At 68.6% G+C, this 19,511-nt stretch carries 17 protein-coding genes and 1 pseudogene; 7 read left to right on the top strand and 11 right to left on the bottom strand.

The annotated features are described in order from the left end of the window. The first annotated feature begins 46 nt into the window (after positions 1-46). Positions 47-964, top strand: a complete 918-nt coding sequence (locus H7J06_RS19050; protein WP_264040589.1) for an alpha/beta fold hydrolase — start codon at positions 47-49, stop codon at positions 962-964. On the opposite strand, the gene H7J06_RS19045 is transcribed toward H7J06_RS19050, so the two are convergent. The 4 genes from H7J06_RS19045 to H7J06_RS19030 all read right to left on the bottom strand — a co-directional run bounded on the left by H7J06_RS19045 (position 965) and on the right by H7J06_RS19030 (position 7,031). Then, the gene (locus H7J06_RS19045; protein WP_264040588.1) at positions 965-2,194 is read right to left on the bottom strand and encodes an alpha/beta hydrolase family protein; all 1,230 of its coding nucleotides are present in this window, start codon (positions 2,192-2,194) and stop codon (positions 965-967) included. It abuts the gene before it with no gap. 134 nt (positions 2,195-2,328) lie between these two features. Then, positions 2,329-4,785 (bottom strand): GcvT family protein, encoded by a 2,457-nt coding sequence (locus tag H7J06_RS19040; RefSeq protein WP_264040587.1) that lies wholly within the window; start codon positions 4,783-4,785, stop codon positions 2,329-2,331. Continuing rightward, positions 4,785-5,729, bottom strand: coding sequence for a choline kinase family protein (locus tag H7J06_RS19035; RefSeq protein ID WP_264040585.1), 945 nt, complete (start codon positions 5,727-5,729; stop codon positions 4,785-4,787). The genes H7J06_RS19040 and H7J06_RS19035 overlap by 1 nt, the downstream gene beginning before the upstream one ends. Before the next feature lie 6 nt (positions 5,730-5,735). Next, the gene (locus tag H7J06_RS19030; RefSeq protein WP_264040584.1) at positions 5,736-7,031 is read right to left on the bottom strand and encodes a competence/damage-inducible protein A; all 1,296 of its coding nucleotides are present in this window, start codon (positions 7,029-7,031) and stop codon (positions 5,736-5,738) included. A gap of 123 nt (positions 7,032-7,154) precedes the next feature. On the opposite strand from H7J06_RS19030, the gene H7J06_RS19025 reads away from it, so the two are divergent. Further along, the gene (locus H7J06_RS19025) at positions 7,155-7,874 is read left to right on the top strand and encodes a DedA family protein (RefSeq protein ID WP_275079634.1); all 720 of its coding nucleotides are present in this window, start codon (positions 7,155-7,157) and stop codon (positions 7,872-7,874) included. Here the strand turns inward: H7J06_RS19025 and H7J06_RS19020 are convergent. Continuing rightward, on the bottom strand, positions 7,789-8,040 hold the full coding sequence (locus H7J06_RS19020; protein WP_370464860.1) for a hypothetical protein: 252 nt from the start codon (positions 8,038-8,040) through the stop codon (positions 7,789-7,791). The two genes, H7J06_RS19025 and H7J06_RS19020, sit on opposite strands and share 86 nt — an antisense overlap. An 87-nt stretch (positions 8,041-8,127) precedes the next feature. Here H7J06_RS19020 and H7J06_RS19015 point away from each other — a divergent pair. Continuing rightward, a pseudogene (locus tag H7J06_RS19015) lies at positions 8,128-9,015 on the top strand (glycosyltransferase 87 family protein); the annotation flags it as partial. Positions 9,016-9,305: 290 nt separating this feature from the next. On the opposite strand, the gene H7J06_RS19010 reads toward H7J06_RS19015, so the two are convergent. Further along, entirely contained in the window at positions 9,306-12,089 is a 2,784-nt protein-coding gene (locus H7J06_RS19010) for a glycoside hydrolase family 2 protein (protein ID WP_308205808.1), read from the bottom strand. Between the two features lie 106 nt (positions 12,090-12,195). Further along, positions 12,196-12,939, bottom strand: coding sequence for a glucose 1-dehydrogenase (locus tag H7J06_RS19005; protein ID WP_264040582.1), 744 nt, complete (start codon positions 12,937-12,939; stop codon positions 12,196-12,198). 101 nt (positions 12,940-13,040) lie between these two features. On the opposite strand from H7J06_RS19005, the gene H7J06_RS19000 reads away from it, so the two are divergent. Next, positions 13,041-14,117, top strand: a complete 1,077-nt coding sequence (locus H7J06_RS19000; protein ID WP_264040581.1) for an NAD(P)H-dependent amine dehydrogenase family protein — start codon at positions 13,041-13,043, stop codon at positions 14,115-14,117. A gap of 7 nt (positions 14,118-14,124) precedes the next feature. On the opposite strand, the gene H7J06_RS18995 is transcribed toward H7J06_RS19000, so the two are convergent. Then, a complete protein-coding gene (locus tag H7J06_RS18995; protein ID WP_264040580.1) occupies positions 14,125-14,556 on the bottom strand; it encodes an ATP-binding protein in 432 nt (143 codons plus the stop codon). A gap of 55 nt (positions 14,557-14,611) precedes the next feature. Next, entirely contained in the window at positions 14,612-15,001 is a 390-nt protein-coding gene (locus H7J06_RS18990; RefSeq protein ID WP_264040579.1) for an STAS domain-containing protein, read from the bottom strand. A 217-nt stretch (positions 15,002-15,218) separates the two neighbouring features. On the opposite strand from H7J06_RS18990, the gene H7J06_RS18985 reads away from it, so the two are divergent. Continuing rightward, positions 15,219-16,001, top strand: a complete 783-nt coding sequence (locus H7J06_RS18985) for an HAD family hydrolase (RefSeq protein WP_264040578.1) — start codon at positions 15,219-15,221, stop codon at positions 15,999-16,001. On the opposite strand, the gene H7J06_RS18980 is transcribed toward H7J06_RS18985, so the two are convergent. Then, positions 15,938-16,570 carry a fatty-acid--CoA ligase gene (locus H7J06_RS18980; protein WP_264040576.1) on the bottom strand — a complete coding sequence of 211 codons (633 nt, stop codon included), beginning with the start codon at positions 16,568-16,570 and terminating at the stop codon, positions 15,938-15,940. The genes H7J06_RS18985 and H7J06_RS18980 overlap by 64 nt on opposite strands. Before the next feature lie 164 nt (positions 16,571-16,734). On the opposite strand from H7J06_RS18980, the gene H7J06_RS18975 reads away from it, so the two are divergent. Continuing rightward, the gene (locus H7J06_RS18975; RefSeq protein WP_264040575.1) at positions 16,735-17,868 is read left to right on the top strand and encodes a nitronate monooxygenase; all 1,134 of its coding nucleotides are present in this window, start codon (positions 16,735-16,737) and stop codon (positions 17,866-17,868) included. Between the two features lie 25 nt (positions 17,869-17,893). On the opposite strand, the gene H7J06_RS18970 is transcribed toward H7J06_RS18975, so the two are convergent. Beyond that, positions 17,894-18,688 (bottom strand): SDR family oxidoreductase, encoded by a 795-nt coding sequence (locus tag H7J06_RS18970; protein ID WP_264040574.1) that lies wholly within the window; start codon positions 18,686-18,688, stop codon positions 17,894-17,896. A 106-nt stretch (positions 18,689-18,794) separates the two neighbouring features. On the opposite strand from H7J06_RS18970, the gene H7J06_RS18965 reads away from it, so the two are divergent. Continuing rightward, entirely contained in the window at positions 18,795-19,475 is a 681-nt protein-coding gene (locus H7J06_RS18965) for a TetR/AcrR family transcriptional regulator (RefSeq protein WP_264040573.1), read from the top strand. Positions 19,476-19,511: the final 36 nt, after the last annotated feature.

Below are 19,511 nucleotides of genomic sequence, written 5' to 3'. Positions count from 1 at the left end.
CGTCAAGCCCGGGCTGGCCACGAAATCCGCATGCGACACTTTCCGGATGGTTCCACCCATCGCACGACCCCGGCTGGAGGGCAACGTCGCCGTCGGGGACGACCGTCAGATCGGCTTCGCCGAGTTCGGCGATCCCCTCGGCCGCGCCGTGTTCTGGTTGCACGGAACCCCGGGCGCCCGCCGTCAGATTCCCGTGGAGGCTCGGGTCTACGCCGAACGCCATGGCATCCGTCTCATCGGCGTCGACCGCCCCGGCATCGGGTCGTCGACGCCGTTCCAGTACGAGAACGTACTGGCGTTCGCCGACGACCTCCGGACCATTGCCGACGTTCTCGGCATCGAGAAGATGGCGATCATCGGGCTGTCCGGTGGCGGGCCCTACACGCTGGCCTGTGCGGCGGCGATGCCCGACCGCGTGGTGGCGGTCGGCGTGCTCGGCGGCGTCGCACCGACCGTCGGCCCCGAACGCATCGGGGGCGGTGCGATGACACTCGGCTCGGCGATGGCGCCGCTCATGCCGTTCATCGGACTGCCGCTGCGGCTGACAGCCGTCAGCCTGCTCAGGCTGGCGAAGCCCTTCGCCGACCGAGCCATCGACGTCTACGGACGGGTGTCGCCCATCGGTGACCGCCAACTGCTGGCCCGGCCGGAGTTCAAGGCGATGTTCCTCGACGACCTGCTCAACGGAAGCCGCAAGCAGATGGCGGCGCCGTTCGCCGACGTCGTCGTCTTCGCCAGGGACTGGGGCTTTCGCCTCGACGAGGTCAAGGTGCCGGTGCGCTGGTGGCACGGCGACAAGGACCACATCATCCCCTTCGCACACGGCGAGCACGTGGTGGCGCTGCTGCCCGACGCCGAGCTGTACACGCTGCCGGGTGAGAGTCACCTCGCCGGTCTCGGCTACGCCGAGGAGATCCTCGACCGCCTGATGGCGTTGTGGGACGACCTCGAACGGGACGCCTGACTACGTTTGCGTGGCGGGGGCCTGGGCACGCCCGAGAATGCGGTCCACCCAGTCGAAGGCATAGCCCTCGAACAGGGTGCTGCCCAACCCCTCACAATGCCCACCCGCACCCTCGGCTTCGCTGAAGGTGGTCAGGCGCCGCTCACACCTCAACTTCTCGAACAGCAGCTCGCCCTGCGCCGCGAAGTCGCCCTCACCCTCGGTGAGCAACGTCGGGCACCGAATGTTGCCTGCGACGTCCTCCAGCGTGAACGTCAACTGCTTGCGAAGGAAGTCGCCCACGGTGGCCGTCCCCATCGCCGCCATCCGCGCGCCGAACCACTCGACGTTGCGCGGGCCGTCGACCGCCTTCTCGAGCTCGGCGTCGAGCCCGGGGTCATGGGCGAGCAGTCGCGCCAGGAAGTCCTCGGCGTCGTCGTAGCCCAGTGTCTTGGCGAAGGCGCCGATGCGAGAGGCGAAGTCGTACTGCCCTGGGTCGGCCACCAGGGCGGCCACCCTCGACTCGAACGCCGTCGCCCGTGGCCCGAGATACCCGCCGAAGGACCGGCCCATCACGATGATCGCGTGCGGATGGACGCCGTCCTGCTGCAGGAGCCAGCGGAACGCCTCCGCGAACGGCACCTCGTAGTCCGGGCGGAACGTGCGTCGATGCTCGTAGAGGGTGCCCCCCTGGCCCGGACCCTCGAAGACGAAGAAGTTGTACCCGCGCGGGAGGGCCATGTAGCCGGTGGACACGTAGCCCGACTCGGCGGTCGAGTCGAACCCGCACGGCGCCAGAATCGTCGGCCGCGGGGTGTCGGCGTCCGCGGGCCGGAACAGGTACCCGGTCATCGAGACACCGTCGTACGGGATCTCCACGGTCGTGGTGTGGCAGTCGAGCAGTGGCAGCGCCGCGCGGAACGTGAGGCGGTGCCGTTGCCACGCACGCTGAAGGCGTTCGTCCTCGATGTCGTGGCGGATGAAGAAGAACGACTGCCGCCAGTATTCGGACGCGCGCAGGAAGGCCTTGCGGGCCGTCACGACGTGTCCGCCGCGCAGCGCGTCCTCGGCCAGGGTCTGGGCGACCTCGGCGGTCGCCGACCATTCCGAATACCAGGAGTCGTAGTCGCCGTCGACCACCCGGCCCGCCGTCGTCATGACCTCCCCGAGATCGGCGGCATGGGCCGAGACGGCGATCATCGTCCGCCCGAGTTGAGCGTCCATCTCCGTGTCGTCGAGCAGTATCTTCACGAGCCGTTGGTTCCCATCTGCGGACTTCCGTCGGGAGTACCCACGTCCGGATCGTCCGAGTGACGATCGCCGGGGTCCGTTCCGTCAACGGCGAAGAGCCTAACGTCGCCGGCGGCGTGTGTGGCGCTCATACGTCAGCGGATCCTCGTGTTGGCGGGGTCGTAGACGGCCTTGAGAGACACGGTGACCGGATGCAACACCCCGCCGACGTTGACCTGATAGTCGCCGGCCGCCACCCACTGGGCGTCCACCGTCGCCTGGTCACCGGAGCGCACGTAGGCCAGGCCGACGCACGCGCCGGTGGTCTCCGCCCAGGCCGCGGAGCTCACCTGACCGGCGACCTCCCCGTTGCGCAGGATCAGTTCACCGCCCCACAGCATGGCGTCGGGCGCGTCGACGCGGAAGCCGACGACGCGGCGGCGTGGACCGTCCGCCCTGGCCTTCTCGACCGCGGCGCGACCCAGGAAGTCGACGTCGGTGGCGAGCTTGCAGGCGAACAGCAACCCCGCCTCGACCGGGTTGTCCCCCGGCGTCAGCTCGCGGCCGAACGCTCGATAGCCCTTCTCCAGCCGCAGTGATTCGATCGCGTAGTAGCCTCCGCGCACGACCCCGAGGTCGGCGCCCGCGGCCAACAGGTCCTCGTACACGCCGACCGCGAACTCGGTGGGCACGTAGACTTCCCAGCCCAGCTCCCCCACGTAGGTGATGCGGGTTGCGCGAACCTCTGCGTACCCCAGGCTGATTCGCTGGCTGGTGCCGAAGGGGAAGGCGTCGTCGCCCAGGTCGGCGTCGGTCAGCGTGGCCAGCAGGTCCCGCGACCGCGGACCCATCACGCCGAACACCGCGAGCGAGGACGTGACGTCCACCAACCGAGCCTGCGTGCCGGCGGGCAGGTTGCGGCCGATGTGGTCCTTGTCCCGTTCGGTCGTGGCGGCGCTGCTGACGACGAGGAATTCGTCGTCGGCCGTGCGGGTGACGGTGACGTCGGACTCGTAACAGCCGCGCTCGTTGAGCATTCCGGTGTAGACGCACGACCCGACGTCGACGGCCATGTCGGCGGTGCACAGCCACTGCAGTGCCGCTTCGGCGTCGGGTCCGCTCAGCAGGTACTTGGAGAACGACGTCTGGTCGAAGACGGCGACCGCGGTGCGGGTGGCCACCTGCTCGGCGGCGGAGTACGGCAACCAGTTCTGCTTGCCCCACGAGTACTCGATGGTGGGTTCGACGCCGGCCGGTGCGAAGAAGTTGGCCCGCTCCCAGCCCATCCGGCTGCCGAAGTTGGCGTTCGCCGCGGCCAGGAGGTGGTGCACCGGCGAGCGACGGAAGGGCCGCGCCGTCGTCATCTCGCGGTTGGGCCAAGGGATTTCGTAGTGCAACCCGAGCACCTCGGACACCCGGTCGTGCAGCCACCTGGTGTTGCCGTTGAACGGTGCGAATCGGCGGACGTCGACGCTGGTGAGGTCCGTCGTCGGCGAACCGTTCGAGATCCACTCGGCCAGTGCGCGTCCGGCACCGCCGGCCGAGGCGATGCCGACGGAGTTGAAGCCCGCGGCGACGAAGAAGTTGGCCACCTCGGGCGCCTCCCCGAGGATGAACTGGTTGTCCGGGGTGAAGCTCTCGGGGCCGTTGTACAGCTTCTTCAGCCCGGTCTCCTCGAGCACGGGGATGCGCAGCAGGGCGTTGTCCATCAGGATTTGGAAGTGGTCCCAATCCTCTTCCAGCAGTTGGAATTCGAAGGGGTACGGGATCGCGTCCGGGCTGACCCACGGCTTGGCCTCGGGCTCGAAGCCGCCGATGACGAGGCCCCCGACCTCCTCCTTGAAATATGTGTAGCCGTCGGGGTCGCGCAGGATCGGCATGTCCGGGTGAACGCCGACGATCGGCTCGGTGACCACGTAGAAGTGTTCGGCCGAGTGCAGCGGCACGTTCACCCCCGCCAGCGAACCGACCTGCTTGGCCCACTGACCCGCGCAGTTGACGACGATCTCGGCCTCGACGTCGCCGCGGTCGGTCCGCACCCCGGTCACCCGACCACGGTCGGTGGTCACCCCGACGACCCTGGTGCGCTCCATGATTCGGGCGCCGCGCATCCGCGCACCCTTGGCCAGCGCCTGGGTCAGGTCGGATGGGTTGGCCTTGCCGTCTGCGGGCAACCAGATGGCCCCGACGAGGTCGTCGATGCGGATGACCGGGTAGTGCTCGAGTGCCTGCAGCGGGGTGAGCAGTTCGCATTCGAGGTCGAAGGCCGCGGCGTTCGCGGCGGTGCGCCGCAGCTGGATCATCCGGTCCTCGGTGCGCGCGACGGTCACGCCGCCACACTGCTTGTAACCCGCGGTCAGGCCGGTCTCGGCCTCGAGTTCGCGGTACAGCTCGGTCGAGTACTGCACCAGCCGGGTGCCGCTCTCCGACGCGCGCAGCTGACCCACCAAACCCGCCGCGTGCCAGGTGGTTCCGGACGACAGCTGGCCCTGCTCGAGGAGCAGTACGTCGGCGATGCCGAGCTTGGTCAGGTGGTAGGCCACGCTGGTGCCGATCACACCGCCGCCGATGACGACGACCCTCGCCCGGTCGGGCACGTTGGTGGCGTTCATTAATTCATCTCTCCCATGTCTCGGTTCCCGGCCGCGGCGTCGTCGAGCAGGCGGGCGAAGTCGGGACTCCTGAACTCCTCGACGGCGTTCTCATAGCGCTGCATTCCCCAGTCCCAGAAGTCGAAGTCGAGGGTGCTGCTGCCGTTCTGGATGCAGCCCCACAACGTCCAGCCGTACTGCGACACCGTGCCCTGCAGCCGTGCCCTGGCCAGATGGTGACGCGTCGTCCGGCCGTAGTACGCGGTGACCAACTCCTCGAGTTGATCGAGGGTCAACCCGTTGTCGCGCCAGATGTTTCCCAATTCGAAGCAGGGGTCGTTGTTGCCGGAGTACTCGTAGTCGATCAACCAGATCTTCTCGCCGTCGTCGACGAAGTTGGCCGCCAGCAGATCGTTGTTGCACGGCACCGAGGCCAGCCCGGCGCAGGCCAGCGCCGCCTTGATCGACGCGAACTGGCCGGCGAAGTCCAGATAGCCGTCGGGGAGCCGGAATCCGTGCGACTCGACGATCCCCAGGTATGCCGCCTGCCGGGAGAACATGTCGAAGTCGTTGCGGAACCGGGGGCCGCCGTGCAGCGTTCGGCAGGCCAGGGCGGCCTTGGCGAGCACGCCCTCTCGCGCGAAGTCCGCGGCGGTGAGGGTGACACCGTCCAGATAGCCGATGAGCAGGATCCCGAGGTCGGGCCGGTAGTCGACGACGGGGGCCCCGACACCGGCCTCCTCGGCGGCTCGGGAGTTGAAGTACTCGTCGTCGCGGTCGATGACGAGCAGCTCCGAGGAGTCGCCCGAGCACCGCGCCACGTACACCCCGGCTGCCGTGGTGATCTTGACGTTGCGGTTGGTGAGCCCGCCCTCGAGGTCCTCGACCCGACGCTCTCGCCCCGCGAGCACCGGCAATCGATCGAGACGATCGTTGAGCTCGGAGTCGCTGAGCGAGAAGGACATCGGCACTCAGTCGGCGTCGCCGGGGGCTGAGAGGATCTGTCGCAGCAGGTGCATCGCCACGGTGGTGGACCGCTCGCGGACGTCCGTTCGGTCGCCGGGGAGCAGCAGCGTCTTGGTCAGGGTCGGGCCCTCGGCCAGGCGGACGCTGAAACACACCGTCCCGACCGGCTTCTCGGCACTCCCCCCGCCGGGGCCGGCTATCCCGGTGATCGCGACCACGGTGTCGGCGCCGAAGCGGGCCAGGGCGCCGGCGGCCATGGCCTCGGCCACCGGTTCCGACACCGCGCCGTGGGCGGCCAGCAGCTGCGCGTCCACCCCGAGCAGGTCCATCTTGGCCTGGTTGGAGTAACTGACCACCCCACCCGCGACGTAGGCCGACGAGCCCGCCCGGTCGGTGAGTCGCGCGGCGACCAGGCCGGCGGTGCAGGATTCGGCCGTGGCAATCGTCCGCCCCGCCAACAGGTCCGCGACCTGGTCGTCCACCAGGGCGCCGTCGACGGAGAACAGCTGCGCGGCGTGCCGCTCCCGCAGCAGCGCCAGCAGGTCGTCGTAGACCGGGGCGGCGTCGGGTTCGTAGCGCGTGACGATCTCCAGTTCGCCGCGCCGCAGACAGGTGGTGATCTCGAGCCGGTCGAAGTCGGAGATCCGGGCCTCGCCGTCGCGCAAGGTCTCGGCGAGGGCCGATTCGGGAAGCCCGAACATGCGGGTGGTGGCCTGGACGAATTCGGTGCGGCCCGCCAACGCCTGTTGCACCGCGTCCGTGCGGATTGCCTTGTCCCACATGGGTTGCAGCTCGCGCGGCGGCCCGGGCAGCACCACCACCGTCGGCTGGCCCGCCGAACCCGGCACGACCACCCCCGGCGCCGTGCCCACGGGACCGAGGATCTCCGCCCCGGCGGGCACCATGGCCTGTTTGCGATTGGCCGCCAGGACCGACTCGAAGTCGGCCCCACCCCAGGACGTCGAGCGACTCATCATGTTCTTGAGGATGTCGGCGATGGTGGCCTCCAAGGCCGCGTCCAACACCAGGTCCCGGCCGCAGAACTTCGCCACCGTCGCGACCGTCATGTCGTCGGCGGTGGGCCCGAGCCCGCCGCTGGTGACGATCAGGTCGACCCCCTCGCCGGCGAGGAACCGCAATTGGGCCTCGATGTCGGATGATCGGTCACCGCAGATCGTGACGTGCGCCAACTCGACGCCCAGTTCCAGCAGCCGGTCGGCGAGCCAGGGACCGTTGCGGTCCTGAACCCGACCGGTGAGGACTTCGGTTCCGGTGACGACGATTCCCGCGCGTGCGCTCACGGGGTATGACACTACGACCCCGGTCGGCATGGGGTCGGTCCGCGGTGTGGTGTGGATGTCGGGTGTCGTTGGCCGGGCCGCAATGTCCACCGGCTACGGTCGGCGCCCGTGACGACCGTCGTGATGGCGCTGCCGGGCGTCATGGACCCGATGTACTGGCTGGGCCACGACGGCCTGTTCGGCTCGGCGGTACTGCCCGGGGTGATGCTGATCGTCTTCGTCGAGACGGGGCTGCTGTGCCCCTTCCTGCCCGGGGACACGCTGCTGTTCACCTCGGGTCTGCTCGCCGCGCAGGACGGCGCCCCCGTGGATGTATGGACGCTGGCGCCCTGCGCCGCGCTGGCAGCGGTGGCGGGCGGCCAGGTCGGATACCTGATCGGATGGCGGCTCGGGCCCGCGTTCTTCCGGAAGGAGGACGCGCGAATCTTCAAGAAGCACTACCTGACCTCGTCGCAGGAGTTCTTCTCCCGCCACGGGCGCAAGGCGATCGTGATCGGTCACTTCGTCGGCGTGGTGCGGACCTTCATGCCCGTCATCGCCGGTGCGTCCGGAATGCGGTACCGCGTCTTCCTGCTCTACGACGTGCTGGGAGCGGCCCTCTGGGGCGTGGGCCTCGTCGTCGTGGGCTTCCACTTGGGGAACGTGGCATTCGTCAACGCCCACCTGGAGCTGATGGTCGTGCTGGTCGCGGCGGCGTCGACGCTGCCGGTGGCGGCCTCGGTGGTCCGGGCGTACCTGGCCAGGCGACGGGTGACGGCTAGCGGGCCAGCCAGCCCTTCACCACGTCCAGATCCCGCGAGTACGTCTCCAGGTTGTCCTCCTGGAACCGGGATCCGCCGCTGATCGCGTCGTCGCCTCGCCAGATGACGCGCACGCGGGTCTGGCCGCGCAGGTAGATGTCCACGCGGTCGTCGATCCTGCGGTTCCAGCCCGCGGCGGCGGTGATCTCTGCGAGTTCTGACCGGAGGTCCTTCGTGGTCATCGCCACCTCCTCTTCGGATGAGCTCATGGGGACATCCTCCCGGTAGCCGTCACGCCCCGTGCGGCCACCCCGACTTTCAGGAACCGTCCAGGTGGCCTCCAGTAGCTTCGCCAGATGTCCAACACGGCGAACGCGCGGGTCCGCGTCTACGGGCCGGTGGTCCTACTGGCGGCGGTGGTCGCGTTCGTGGGGGTGTGTCTGCGGTGGCCGAGCCTCGCCAGTCAGGTCGACCTGCTGGTGTACCGGTTCGGCGCGCAACGGGCGCTTGCCGGTGCGGACCTCTATTCGGTGGGGTTGACCGGCAACCCACGGACGCTGCTGTTCGACTACACGCCCTTCGCAGCCCTGTGCTCACTTCCGCTGACCCTCGTCACGTCCCGGGTGACGCAGGTGCTCGGGCTCCTGGTGAACGCCGCGCTGCTGGTCTACGTCGTCCAGCGCTGTCTGGTGCGGCTCGGAGTGCGCACCTCGGCCGGGCTGTGGGGCCTCGGCGCGCTGCTGACGGGCCTGGCCTGCTGGCTGGAACCGGTGCGGCTCTCACTGCAACTCGGGCAGGTCAACCTGCTGATCCTCGCGGTCGTGGTCGCCGACCTGCTCGGCCCCGACACGCGCCGGTGGGCCGGCGTCGGCATCGGCGTCGTCGCCGGCATCAAGCTCACCCCGGCGTTGTTCGTCGTCTACCTGATCCTCACCGGGAGACGACGCGCCGCGGTGGTGGCGACCGTGACGTTCGTCGCCACGGTGGCCCTGGGGTTCCTTCTGCTGCCCCGCGATTCCGGATACTTCTGGCTCCGCGGCGGTTTCGACGACGTCGCCAGGATCACCAGTGACCCCGTCGCGAACACCAGCCTGAAGGGGTTGTTCGTCCGGATGCACGTCGACGGTGCACCGACGGTCGCGGCGACCGCTGCGCTGGCGGTCGCCGCGTTGGCCGTCGCGGTGCTGGCGTGGCGGCGGGGCCAGGCGGTCCTCGGGGTGGCCGTCGTGGGGATGGCGTCGGCCGCGCTGTCGCCGTTCAGCTGGAGCCACCACTGGGTGTGGGTGGTACCGCTGGTGGTTCACCTCGGACACCGGGCCTACGTCCTGGGCAGCCGGTGGGCGCTCGTCGGACTGTGGCTCTTCTGGGGCGTGTTCGCCGGCTGGCCGGTGTCGACCGCGGGTGACACCCCGGAGACCGGTCTGCTGTCGCTGCGGCCCGGCGGATCGTGGGACGTCGCAATCCCGGCCGCCTACCTGGCGGGGTTCGTCGTCGTGCTGGCCGGCACCGCGTGGTGGTTGCGCGGGCGGCCCGACTACGAGACCGGTATGACGACCGGTGCGGTGTTGTATCCCGTGACCCGGACCCAGTCGGCGGGTGCCAAGCCGCTCGGCACCGTCGCGCGGACGTCGACCGTCTCGCCGGGGAACACCGTCACGTAGTTGTCGTCGTAGGTGATCGGCAGCACCTCGTCGCCGTCCCGGGTCGAGGTCACCTCGGCCCGCTCGAAGAAGGCGACCTGTGTGGTCGGGTTGCGCAGCGAGATCACCACCCCGCCCTCGGACCGTGTCGCCGTCACCGCCAGCGGCACCTTCGCCAGATAGTTCAACGGGGTCATGTCGGCCCAGCTGTTCTGATGGAGTTCGAAGGCGAAGTCCCCGTCGGGATCTCCGACGTCGTCGTTGCGCTGGGACTGCCAGTACACGTTCTCGTCGACGACCGTGCCCGAGGCGTCGAGGACCTCGCAGCGGACGAAGAAGACCCGGGAGTCGCGCGCCTCCCGCGGCAGGGTGAGGGCACGTGCGGTGTCCCCCGAACCCACGGTGAGGGCGGCGCTGGTCTGGTCGTCGCGCACCCGGCCCTGCAGGTCGTACACCCGAACCCGGACGCGGACGTCCTTGGCCTGCTCGGGCGTCTGGTTGACCAGGGTGACGTTCGCCCGGCTGCGGTCTCCGGTCGCGTAGGAGTCGAACACCGCCGACAGCGGCCGCAAGCCCTGCTTGGCGCCGTAGTACGCGCCGCCGGGGCGCAGGTAGTAGTCGAACAGGTTGCCGAAGAACGACGGCCAGTGGTTGTTCAGCATCCAGTAGATGGTCATCTTGTGCCCCGCCCAGCCGAGGGCGGCGAACGACTCGAACTGGGCCCGGGTGGACTCGTAGTGCGCGAGCTGCGCCTTGCGGGCGAATTCGTACGCGCTGCCCGACGGGCCGTAGCGCCGGTTGACGGCGAGCTGGGTGCTGGTCAGCGCCGTGTTGTCCGGGTTGGACCCGGCGTGGAAGTACCAGTAGTCGTTGATGGGCCACAACTTGTCCGGCGGGATGAACTGCTGCAGGCTCGCGAACGGCGGAATGTGCTCGTTGTCGCCCTGTTCGGCCGAGGCGCCCCTGGCTGCGCCGTAGTTGCCGCTGAACCAGTAGGACGGTGGCCGCCACGTGTACGGCCCGGCCATCTGGATGCCGTCCCAGAGCCGTTTCCCCGTGTCGTCGGTGACGTAGGACGACACGGTGTCGACGACGGCGTTCTGCCAGTGCAGGTCTCGCAGAATCTGGTGGTAGTCCTCCCGCACCTTGTCCGGCGGTCGCCCGTCGCTGGCGTTGGCCCAGACGACGGCCGAGGCGTGCGAGCGCAGCATGGTGATCTGCGAGCGCAGGCTGTCGCGGGCGACGCGGTTGTCCTCGTCGTCCCACTGCGGCCACTTCTCCCATTGGTTGCAGCACATCCAGCCGACCATCAGCGGGATGCCGAGTTCGTCGGCCTTCTCCGCGAACCCCTCGTCGGGGATCTTCGACTCCAGCCGCAGCATGTTCAGGCCGAGGTCGCGCACGTAGGACAGGATGGCGTCCTCGCGGTTCGGGTCGTAGGCGTAGAGCAGGTCCGGGGTGTAGGTGGCGCCGCGCACCAGGAAGTCGCGGCCGTTGACCTGGAGATAGAAGTTGCCGCCGGCGCCGAGTTCGGGGAAGCGGCCATCGTCGTCGCGGAACTGGGAGATGGTGCGCACGCCGAAGCGCTGGTGAGTTTCGTCGACCGCGCTGCCGAATTGGCGGAACTCGAGCCGCAGGTCGTACAGGTTGGGAGCACCCATCGTGTACGGCCACCACAGATCCGGATGGTCGACGGTGAGTTGGCTGAAGTCGTCGGCGGCGAAGTCGACGTCGCGGCGTTCGCCGGGACCGAGACTGACGGCCTTCTCGACCTCGACGTCCGGCTTGCCCGCGCGGCTGATGGTGGCGCGGACCACGCCCCGGATGCGGTCGGTCGAGAAGTTGCGCAGCGTGGTGAAGATGGACAGCCGCGCGGTGTCGGTATTCGGCAGCGGCAGTTCGGTGTTCACCGTGGCGGCGGCGATCGCCACCGCGCCGGACATGCGCAGCGTCACGGGTTTCCAGACGCCCGCGTTGCGATCGGCGACGAACGAGTTGCCGTTGCCGGGGTTCTTGTTCGGCCCCTGGTACCCCAGGTAGTTCCAGTTGATCCAGTCGAACCAGCTGTCGGCCAGCTCGACCCCGTCGACGTCCTGCAGTGACCGCTCCGGGGTCACCTTCACCGCGAGGGTGTTGGGCTGCCCAGGCCGGATCCACTTGGTGACGTCGAGGTCGTGGTCGACGTACATGCCGACGATCTGCCGCGCGTCGGCGACCAGCTGGCCGTTGAGCCAGATCTCGGCGCGGTAGTTGATGCCGGGGAAGTCGAGTTGGTAGGTGCGGTGCCCGGCTTCGGCGTCGAAGGTGGTGCGGTACCACCAGTCCTGCTTCCACAGGTCCTGCGGGACCTCGTCGAGGAGGTTCTTGCCGTAGTACAGGTTCGGGTAGGTGCCGTCGTCCTGGAGGGCCTGCAGGACGGTGGCGGGCATGCGGCGGACGTCGTGCCACTTCGGGTTGCGATAGCCCGCGCGGGAGATCGCCGAGCCCTCGTCGGTGACGTCCCTGGCCGAGGCCAGTTGCCAGCCGTCGGACAGCCCGACGTCCTTGGCCGGCGGTTCCGGCCGGGCGAAGCGAGGCACGTCTCCAACGCTCAGGACGAGCAGCAGGAACAGAACCACGAGGCCCAGGACGGCGGTTCGGCGCATCTTGGGCGCGATGGGGCTACTCCGTCCTGGCATGGGGGTACGTCACGGCGACGTGGGGGGTCCCTCATTGTGCATGCCGTTCGGACGGACGGCCGAACGCGTCGGCCATCCGCAGATCAGGCGATCGCCACGGCAGCGGCTAGAACAGATCCTTGTGCGGGACGTCGGTCACCAGTCCGCCGTCGACTACGAACTCGGCACCGGTGGAGAAGGACGACTCGTCGCTGGCGAGGAACACGACGAACGTCGCCACCTCGTCGCACTCGCCGGGGCGGCCGAGCGGCGCGGTGACCATGTCGTCGGGGAAGTGCTTGGTCATCGGCGTGCGAATGAAGCCGGGGTGCAGCGAATTGATCCGGATGTTGAACTTGCCCAGTTCGATCGCCGCCGACTTGGCGAGGCCGCGCACGGCCCACTTGGTCGCCACGTACGGATGCACCATCGCGGCGCCGCGGAGGCCCTCGATAGAGGACACGTTGATGATGGAGCCGCCGCCGGCGGCCTTCATCGCCTCGACGGAGGCCTGCATGCCGAGGAACGTCCCGGTGAGGTTGACGTCGATGACCTTCTGCCACTTCGCCATGTCGAAGCTGCCGATCTTGCCCAGCGCCACGATGCCGGCGTTGTTGACCAAGACGTTGAGTTTGCCGAATTCGGAGATCGCGGTCGCGACGGCGGCGTCCCACTGTTCGGCGTCGGTGACGTCGAGGTGGACGTAGCGCGCGGATTCACCGATGTCGTCGGCGAGGGCCTTGCCCTCCTCGTCGAGGATGTCACCGATGATCACTTTTGCGCCCTCGGCCACCAGCATCCGGGCGTGTGCGGCGCCCATCCCCCGCGCCCCGCCGCTGATCAGTGCAACTTTTTCGTCCACGCGTCCCATGACGGGTCAGGTTACCGCATGCCCCTTTTCGACTAGAACCTGTTCCAATTCCGACCCGTGGACCGCATACTCCCATGGCATCCATCGTGAGGAGAACGTCAATGGCGATCCGCGTCGCACTCGTCGGCACCGGCAACTGTGGCAGCCTCGCGCTGCGGCAGCTGATCACCGACGAACGCTTCGAGCTGACCGGGGTCTGGGTGTCCTCCGACGCCAAGGTCGGCAAGGACGCGGGCGAGCTGGCGGGCCTGGAGGTGACGACCGGAGTTCTGGCCGTCGACGACCTGGACGCGATCGTGGCCGCCAAACCCGAGTGCGTCGTCTACTGCGCGATGGGCGACGTCCGGCTCAAGGAGGCGATGGCCGACGTCCGACTGTTCCTCGGCGCGGGCGTCGACGTGGTGGGCTCGGCCCCCGGCGTGCTGCAGTACCCATGGCAGGTCATTCCCCACAAGTACATCGAGCGCGTGGAAGATGCTGCCCGACAAGGTGATTCGAGCGTCTTCATCACCGGGGTCGACCCCGGATTCGCCACCGACCTCCTGCCGTTCGCGCTGGCGGGCACCTGCCAGACGATCCACCAGGTACGCACGATGGAAATCGCCGACTACTCCACCTACGACGGCGTCACGGTGATGTTCGACGTCATGGGCTTCGGCAACCCGATCGGCGAATTCCCGATGCTGTTCCAGCCGGGGGTGCTGAGCATCGCGTGGGGGACGGCCATCCGGCAGCTCGCCGCGGGTTTGGGCGTCGAGGTCGACGAGATCCGGGACTCAGTCGAGCAGGAACCGGCGCCGGAAGACCTCGAGGTGGCCGCCGGGCGCATAGCCAAGGGCACGGTCGCGGCGCTGCGCTTCCAAATCGAGGGCCTGGTGCGGGGCAAGCCCGTCATCGTCGTGGAGCACGTCACCCGGCTGCGGGCCGACCTGCGGCCCGACTGGGCCCAACCCGCCCACCCGGGTGGTTCCTATCGGATCGAGATCACCGGCGAGCCGTCGTACTTCGCGGACATCGTGCCGACCAGCGCGCACGGCGGCGCGCCCTACGCGGCCATTCTTGCGGCCGCCGCCCGCATCGTGAACTCCATCCCGGACGTGATCGCCGCGGCGCCGGGGATCCGCACCACCCTGGACCTGCCGCTGCCGACGGGCAGGGGGGTCGTCGTCCTGGACTGACCGTGCGTCAGCGCCGGCGAATGCCCGTCCAGACCAGGCGGACCGTGGTGCCGCTGGTCGAGGTCTGGATGGACGCCTGGTCGGAGAGCGCCTTCATCAGTGCGATGCCCCGGCCGCGACTTCGGTCGGCGGGATACGAGGGTGCGGTGCGCCACCGGCCGCGATCGGCCACGGTGACCGACAGCGCCGACTCGGCGGAATCGTGGGCTGCGCACAGATCCATCGTCCCGACGAACCCCGTCGTCGAGTAGGCGAACTCCGCCGTGTTGGCCAACGCTTCGTAGATCGCCAGGACGAGGTCGTTGGCCTTGTACGGATCGAGGTCGAAGGTGCTCTGCAGCCACCGCGAAAAGGCGTCGCGGGTGTGGGCGGCAGCGCTTGGCTCCGCAGGCACGCCCACCCGTTCGAAGCGTTCTGCGCTGGAGACTGTCCTGAACATTGAGTCGATCATCGCAATGGGTGAGGTACCCAATAGCTTGACCGTCTATGCGTACTCAGGCCGTGAAGGTCGCCAGCGCCTCGTCGAGGGTGGCGTGGAGCGGCATGATGTCGGCGATGCCGACCAGCTTGAGTGGCCGACTGGTGGCGGGGCCGTCGGCGACGATCAGGATGGCGACGCCCTCGGGTGCGGCGTCGTGGGCCGCGACGAGCACGCCCATGCCGGCCGACGCCAGGAACTCCACCTCGGTCAAGTCCACGACGAGGCCCGCAGGCGACTTGGCCAGCGCTGCGGTGATGGCGTCCTCGAGTTGAGGCGCCGTGATCATGTCGACCACACCCGAGGCAGCCACGACCGCGACCTCCCCGATCAGCCGTTCGTTGACTTCGCAGGTCGAGCCGGATGCCGTCGAGGTGCCGTCAGTCGATTCCCGTTGTTCGTTCAAAGCCCGTCTTCCATGTTCAACCGCAGCAAGAGTTGTGCGGCGCCGTGATTCTCGTTCGCTGGGGCTCCGGCTGAACCCGGCGCGAATTTGAAACCGCCGACCTTGAACCTATCCGATGGGTGGTCCGTCGTCCCTATCAGCCGGGTGGTTCGCTCCGTCGACCCCAGGAGGGCCGCCGGATTCGGGCGGCCGTCACCACCTGTATACCTGGAGTGAAATGAACGCCGCTCAGCCCGTCGCGCTCCTGCTCGACGACATCGCCGCAGCTCCGCCCGGCCCGCGGGTCGGCGCCTTCTTCGACTTGGACGGCACGCTGGTGTCGGGGTTTACGGCGACCGCTCACGCCGGGCACCGCGTCCACGCCCGCCAGGCCAGCATCGGCGAGATGCTCGGCGTCCTCGAGGCGTCGCTGCGGTACCGACTGGGGCGGATGGAGTTTCAACGCCTGGTCGTGAGGGCGGCGGGCTACCTGCGGGGCGATTCGATCACCGACCTCGACGAGCTTGGCGAATATCTGTTTCGCCGCCACATCGAGCCCAGGGTCTACCCGCAGATGCGCGACGTGGTTCGCGCTCATCAGGACCGTGGCCACACCGTGGTGCTCAGCTCCTCGGCGTTGACGATCCACGCCCAACCGGTCGCGCGCTTCCTCGGCGTGGAGACCGTCATCTGCAACCACTTCGAAACCGACGACGACGGATTGTTGACCGGAGGCATCGTCGAGCCGGTCGTCTGGGGCCCCAGCAAGGCCGCGGCGGTCACCCGGTTTGCCGACGGCAACGACGTCGACCTCAGGAACAGCTACTTCTACGCCGACGGTGACGAGGACGCCGCCCTGATGCGGGTGATCGGGCATCCCCGGCCGGTCAACCCGAGATCCGGCCTTGCCGCCGAGGCGCTCCGCAAGGGCTGGCCCGTGCTGCGGGTCGACGTCGATCAGGGGCGTCGCGGGTCGACGCGGACGAGGCTCTGGAGGCGTCCGACGAACACCGGCGGGTAGGCGCCGACGCCGGCCCTGGTCAGCCACTCGGCGGCGAGCTCGGAGTACTGCAGCCAGTGGTGGGCGTGCAGTTCGTCGTCGATCTGCAGAAGCATCATCACCTCCAGCGGGTCGTCCAGCGCGCTGAAGACCGACAGCCTCCGGACGCCCGCCCTGCGCAGGTCGTCGCCCGTGTCGTGGACGTGGGCGCGCAGCGCCGCGAGATCGTCGACCGGAGTCACCATCGACACCACGACCTCGGGCACGGTCGCCGGGAGGTCGGCACTCGTGGTCAGCCGTTCGACGAGCTCGCCGGCGAAGACGGCGGGGATGTCGTCCACGCCGACCGCGTCGAACCACTCGAAGAAGACGCGGGATCGCAGGATGTCGAGCAGCGGCTCGCGGGCGTGCAGGGCGATCAAGACCAGGACGCGCCGCGGGTCGGTGGTCGCGGCGTAGACCAGCACGTGGTGGGCTCCGACGTCGGCCAGGGCTCCGTTGCGTCCCTCGAGAAGCGGCCCGACCCGCCCGGGGTGGGACACGCGGTAGTCCGATGCCAGCACCAGCGAGTGGTCGAGCCAGTGCGTCACGGCGTGTCCTTCGAAGTCCTCCGAGGTCGAATGAGCAGGCGCTCGAGTTGGCTCATCGTAGGGCGAACGCGCCCGGTCGCCACGGGAATCGAAGCAAGGTACTAAACTAGAACACGTTTCAGTTCGTCCCGTGTCACTGCACGCCACCTCGAGGAGCGACCTTCATGCACACTCCCCTCTGCGATCAACTCGGGATCGAGTTTCCGATCTTTGCCTTCACCCACTGCCGCGACGTGGTGGTGGCGGTCAGCAAGGCGGGTGGGTTCGGCGTCCTCGGCGCGGTCGGCTTCAGCCCCGAGCAGCTCGAGGTCGAGCTGAACTGGATCGACGACCACATCGGGGACCACACCTATGGCGTCGACATCGTGATCCCCAACAAGTACGAGGGCATGGACTCCAACCTCTCGGCCGACGAGCTGACGAAGATGCTCGTCGACATGGTGCCCCAGGAGCACCTCGACTTCGCCAAGAAGATCCTCACCGATCACGGCGTCCCGCTGACCGCCGAGGACAACGAGAGCACGCTGAAGCTGCTCGGCTGGACCGAGGCGACCGCCACCCCGCAGGTCGAGGTGGCGCTCAAGCACCCGAAGATGACGCTGATCGCCAACGCCCTGGGCACCCCTCCGAGGGACATGATCGAGCACATTCACGCCGAGGGCCGCAAGGTCGCCGCGCTGTGCGGCTCGCCAAGCCAGGCGCGCAAGCACGCCGACGCGGGCGTGGACATCGTCATCGCCCAGGGCGGCGAGGCCGGCGGGCATAGCGGCGAGATCGGCTCGATCGTGCTGTGGCCCCAGGTGGTCAAGGAAATCGCGCCGGTTCCCGTGCTGGCCGCCGGTGGCATCGGCAGCGGCCAGCAGATTGCGGCGGCACTGGCCCTCGGCGCGCAAGGCGCGTGGACCGGTTCGCAGTGGTTGATGGTCGAGGAGGCCGAGAACACGCCCGTCCAGCAGGCCGCCTACGTCAAGGCGGGCAGCCGAGACACCGTCCGCAGCCGCTCGTTCACCGGCAAGCCCGCCCGGATGCTGAAGAACGACTGGACCGAGGCGTGGGAGAACCCGGACAACCCCAAGCCCCTCGGAATGCCACTGCAGTTCATGGTGTCCGGCCTCGCGGTGGCCGCCACCCACAAGTACCCCGACGAGACAGTCGACGTGGCGTTCAACCCGGTGGGCCAGGTGGTCGGCCAGTTCACGAAGGTCGAGCGGACCTCCGCCGTCATCGAGCGCTGGGTGCAGGAGTACCTGGAGGCCACGGGCGTGCTCAACGACCTCAACGAGGCCGCCGGCGTCTAGACCGGGCGGCCGCCCACGACGGCAGTCACGCGGTTTGCACCTGGCCGCCGTCGACCACGAGGTTGCTGCCGGTGATCCACGCGGCCCGGTCGGAGGCAAGGAAGGCGATTGCCTCGGCGACGTCGGATCCTTCGCCCATTCGGCCGAGGGGAATCGCCGTGCCGCCGGACTCCGCGCTGTCGGAACCCACGGCGTCGACGATCGCTTGCCGAATGGCGTCCGCACCCGGGGAGGCGACGTTTCCGGGGGTGACGGTGTTGACTCGCACGCCACGCGGCCCGGCTTCTGCCGCCAAACCCGTGGCGTAGGTGGTCAGGGCCGCCTTGGCGCTGGCGTAGTGCAACATCGCCGGGGGTGGGCTCAGCGTCACCGCGGAGGACACGTTCACGATCGAGCCCTTGCCGCGGGCATACATCGCTGGTAGCAGCGCGGCGTTGAGTCGGACCGCGGCCAGGAAGTTGACGGCGAGGTCGTCGACCCATTCGGCGTCGTCGATGTCGAGGACGCCGCCCAGATGAGGCCTCGACGCGCCGGCGTTGTTCACGACGACGTCGACGTCGCCGAGGATCTCCTGGGCTCGTCGGGCCAGCAGGTTGACGCCGTCGACGGTGGAGACGTCGGCGACCACGTATTCCACCCCCGAGGGCAGCGAGCCCGGCTGAGACCGACCGGAGGTGACGACGCGGGCGCCACCGTTGACGAATCGGGCGACGGTGGCCGCACCGATGCCCTTGCTGCCGCCGGTGATGAGGGCGGTCTTGCCGACCAGGTCGAGGACGGGGGTGGCGGGCACTTCTGAAGCCACGACGGGTGTGTTCACGAGACATCTCCTATGGGGTTGACGGTGCATTTTGATGTCCGACGTCATCATTATTTATGATGTCATTCGTCATCAATAGGAGTCAAGTGCGCTACCCTGTTCTTTGATGACGATCACCATTGATCGTCTGGCACGCTCGGGACGACTCACCTCGTCCGACGGGAGGGAGTTTCCGTTGCCTCGTATTTCACGGGAGCAGAAGGAGCGCAACCGCGAGCGCATCGTGGCCGCCGCGAGCCGAGGCTTCAAGACCCGCGGCATCGACGGGATGGGCATCGACGAGCTGATGAAGGCCGCGGGGATGACCCACGGCGGTTTCTACAACCACTTCTCGTCCAAGGACGACCTCGCCCGGGAGGTCCTCAACCAGGGTTTCACCGCCTCCCTGGGTGTCGTCGACGACCTGATCGGCGCCCACCCCCGCTCGAGCCGGGCAGCGCTGAACGCCATCGTCGACGGCTACCTGAGCACCGACCATCGTGACCACCCCGAAGACGGATGCGCGTCCGCCGCCCTGGCCGCCGATGCCGGACGGCATGGACTACCGGCCCAGGAGGAGTACCTGCGCGGGTTGCGCGGCTACCTCGCCGCGATCACCGACCTGCTCCTTGACGGCGCGGCGCAGACGAACGCCGAGCTCGATCCGCGCCGGGCGCGGGAGCAAGCCATCGCGCTGTTCAGCCAGTTGGTCGGCGCGCAAGTCATCGCTCGCGCCGTCGCCCAGGCAGATCCCGAACTGTCCGACGAAGTCTTGGCCTCGACCGGCAAGGAGCTCAAGCGCCGCTGACCTCGACGGCCGCGGTTCGGATCTGTTCGACGGGCC

The organism is Mycolicibacterium hodleri, assembly GCF_025822245.1.
In the GTDB taxonomy this organism is placed as follows: Bacteria; Actinomycetota; Actinomycetes; order Mycobacteriales; family Mycobacteriaceae; genus Mycobacterium; species Mycobacterium hodleri.
Note: the sequence above shows the minus strand (reverse complement) of the source record. Positions and strands in the feature narration are given on the sequence as shown.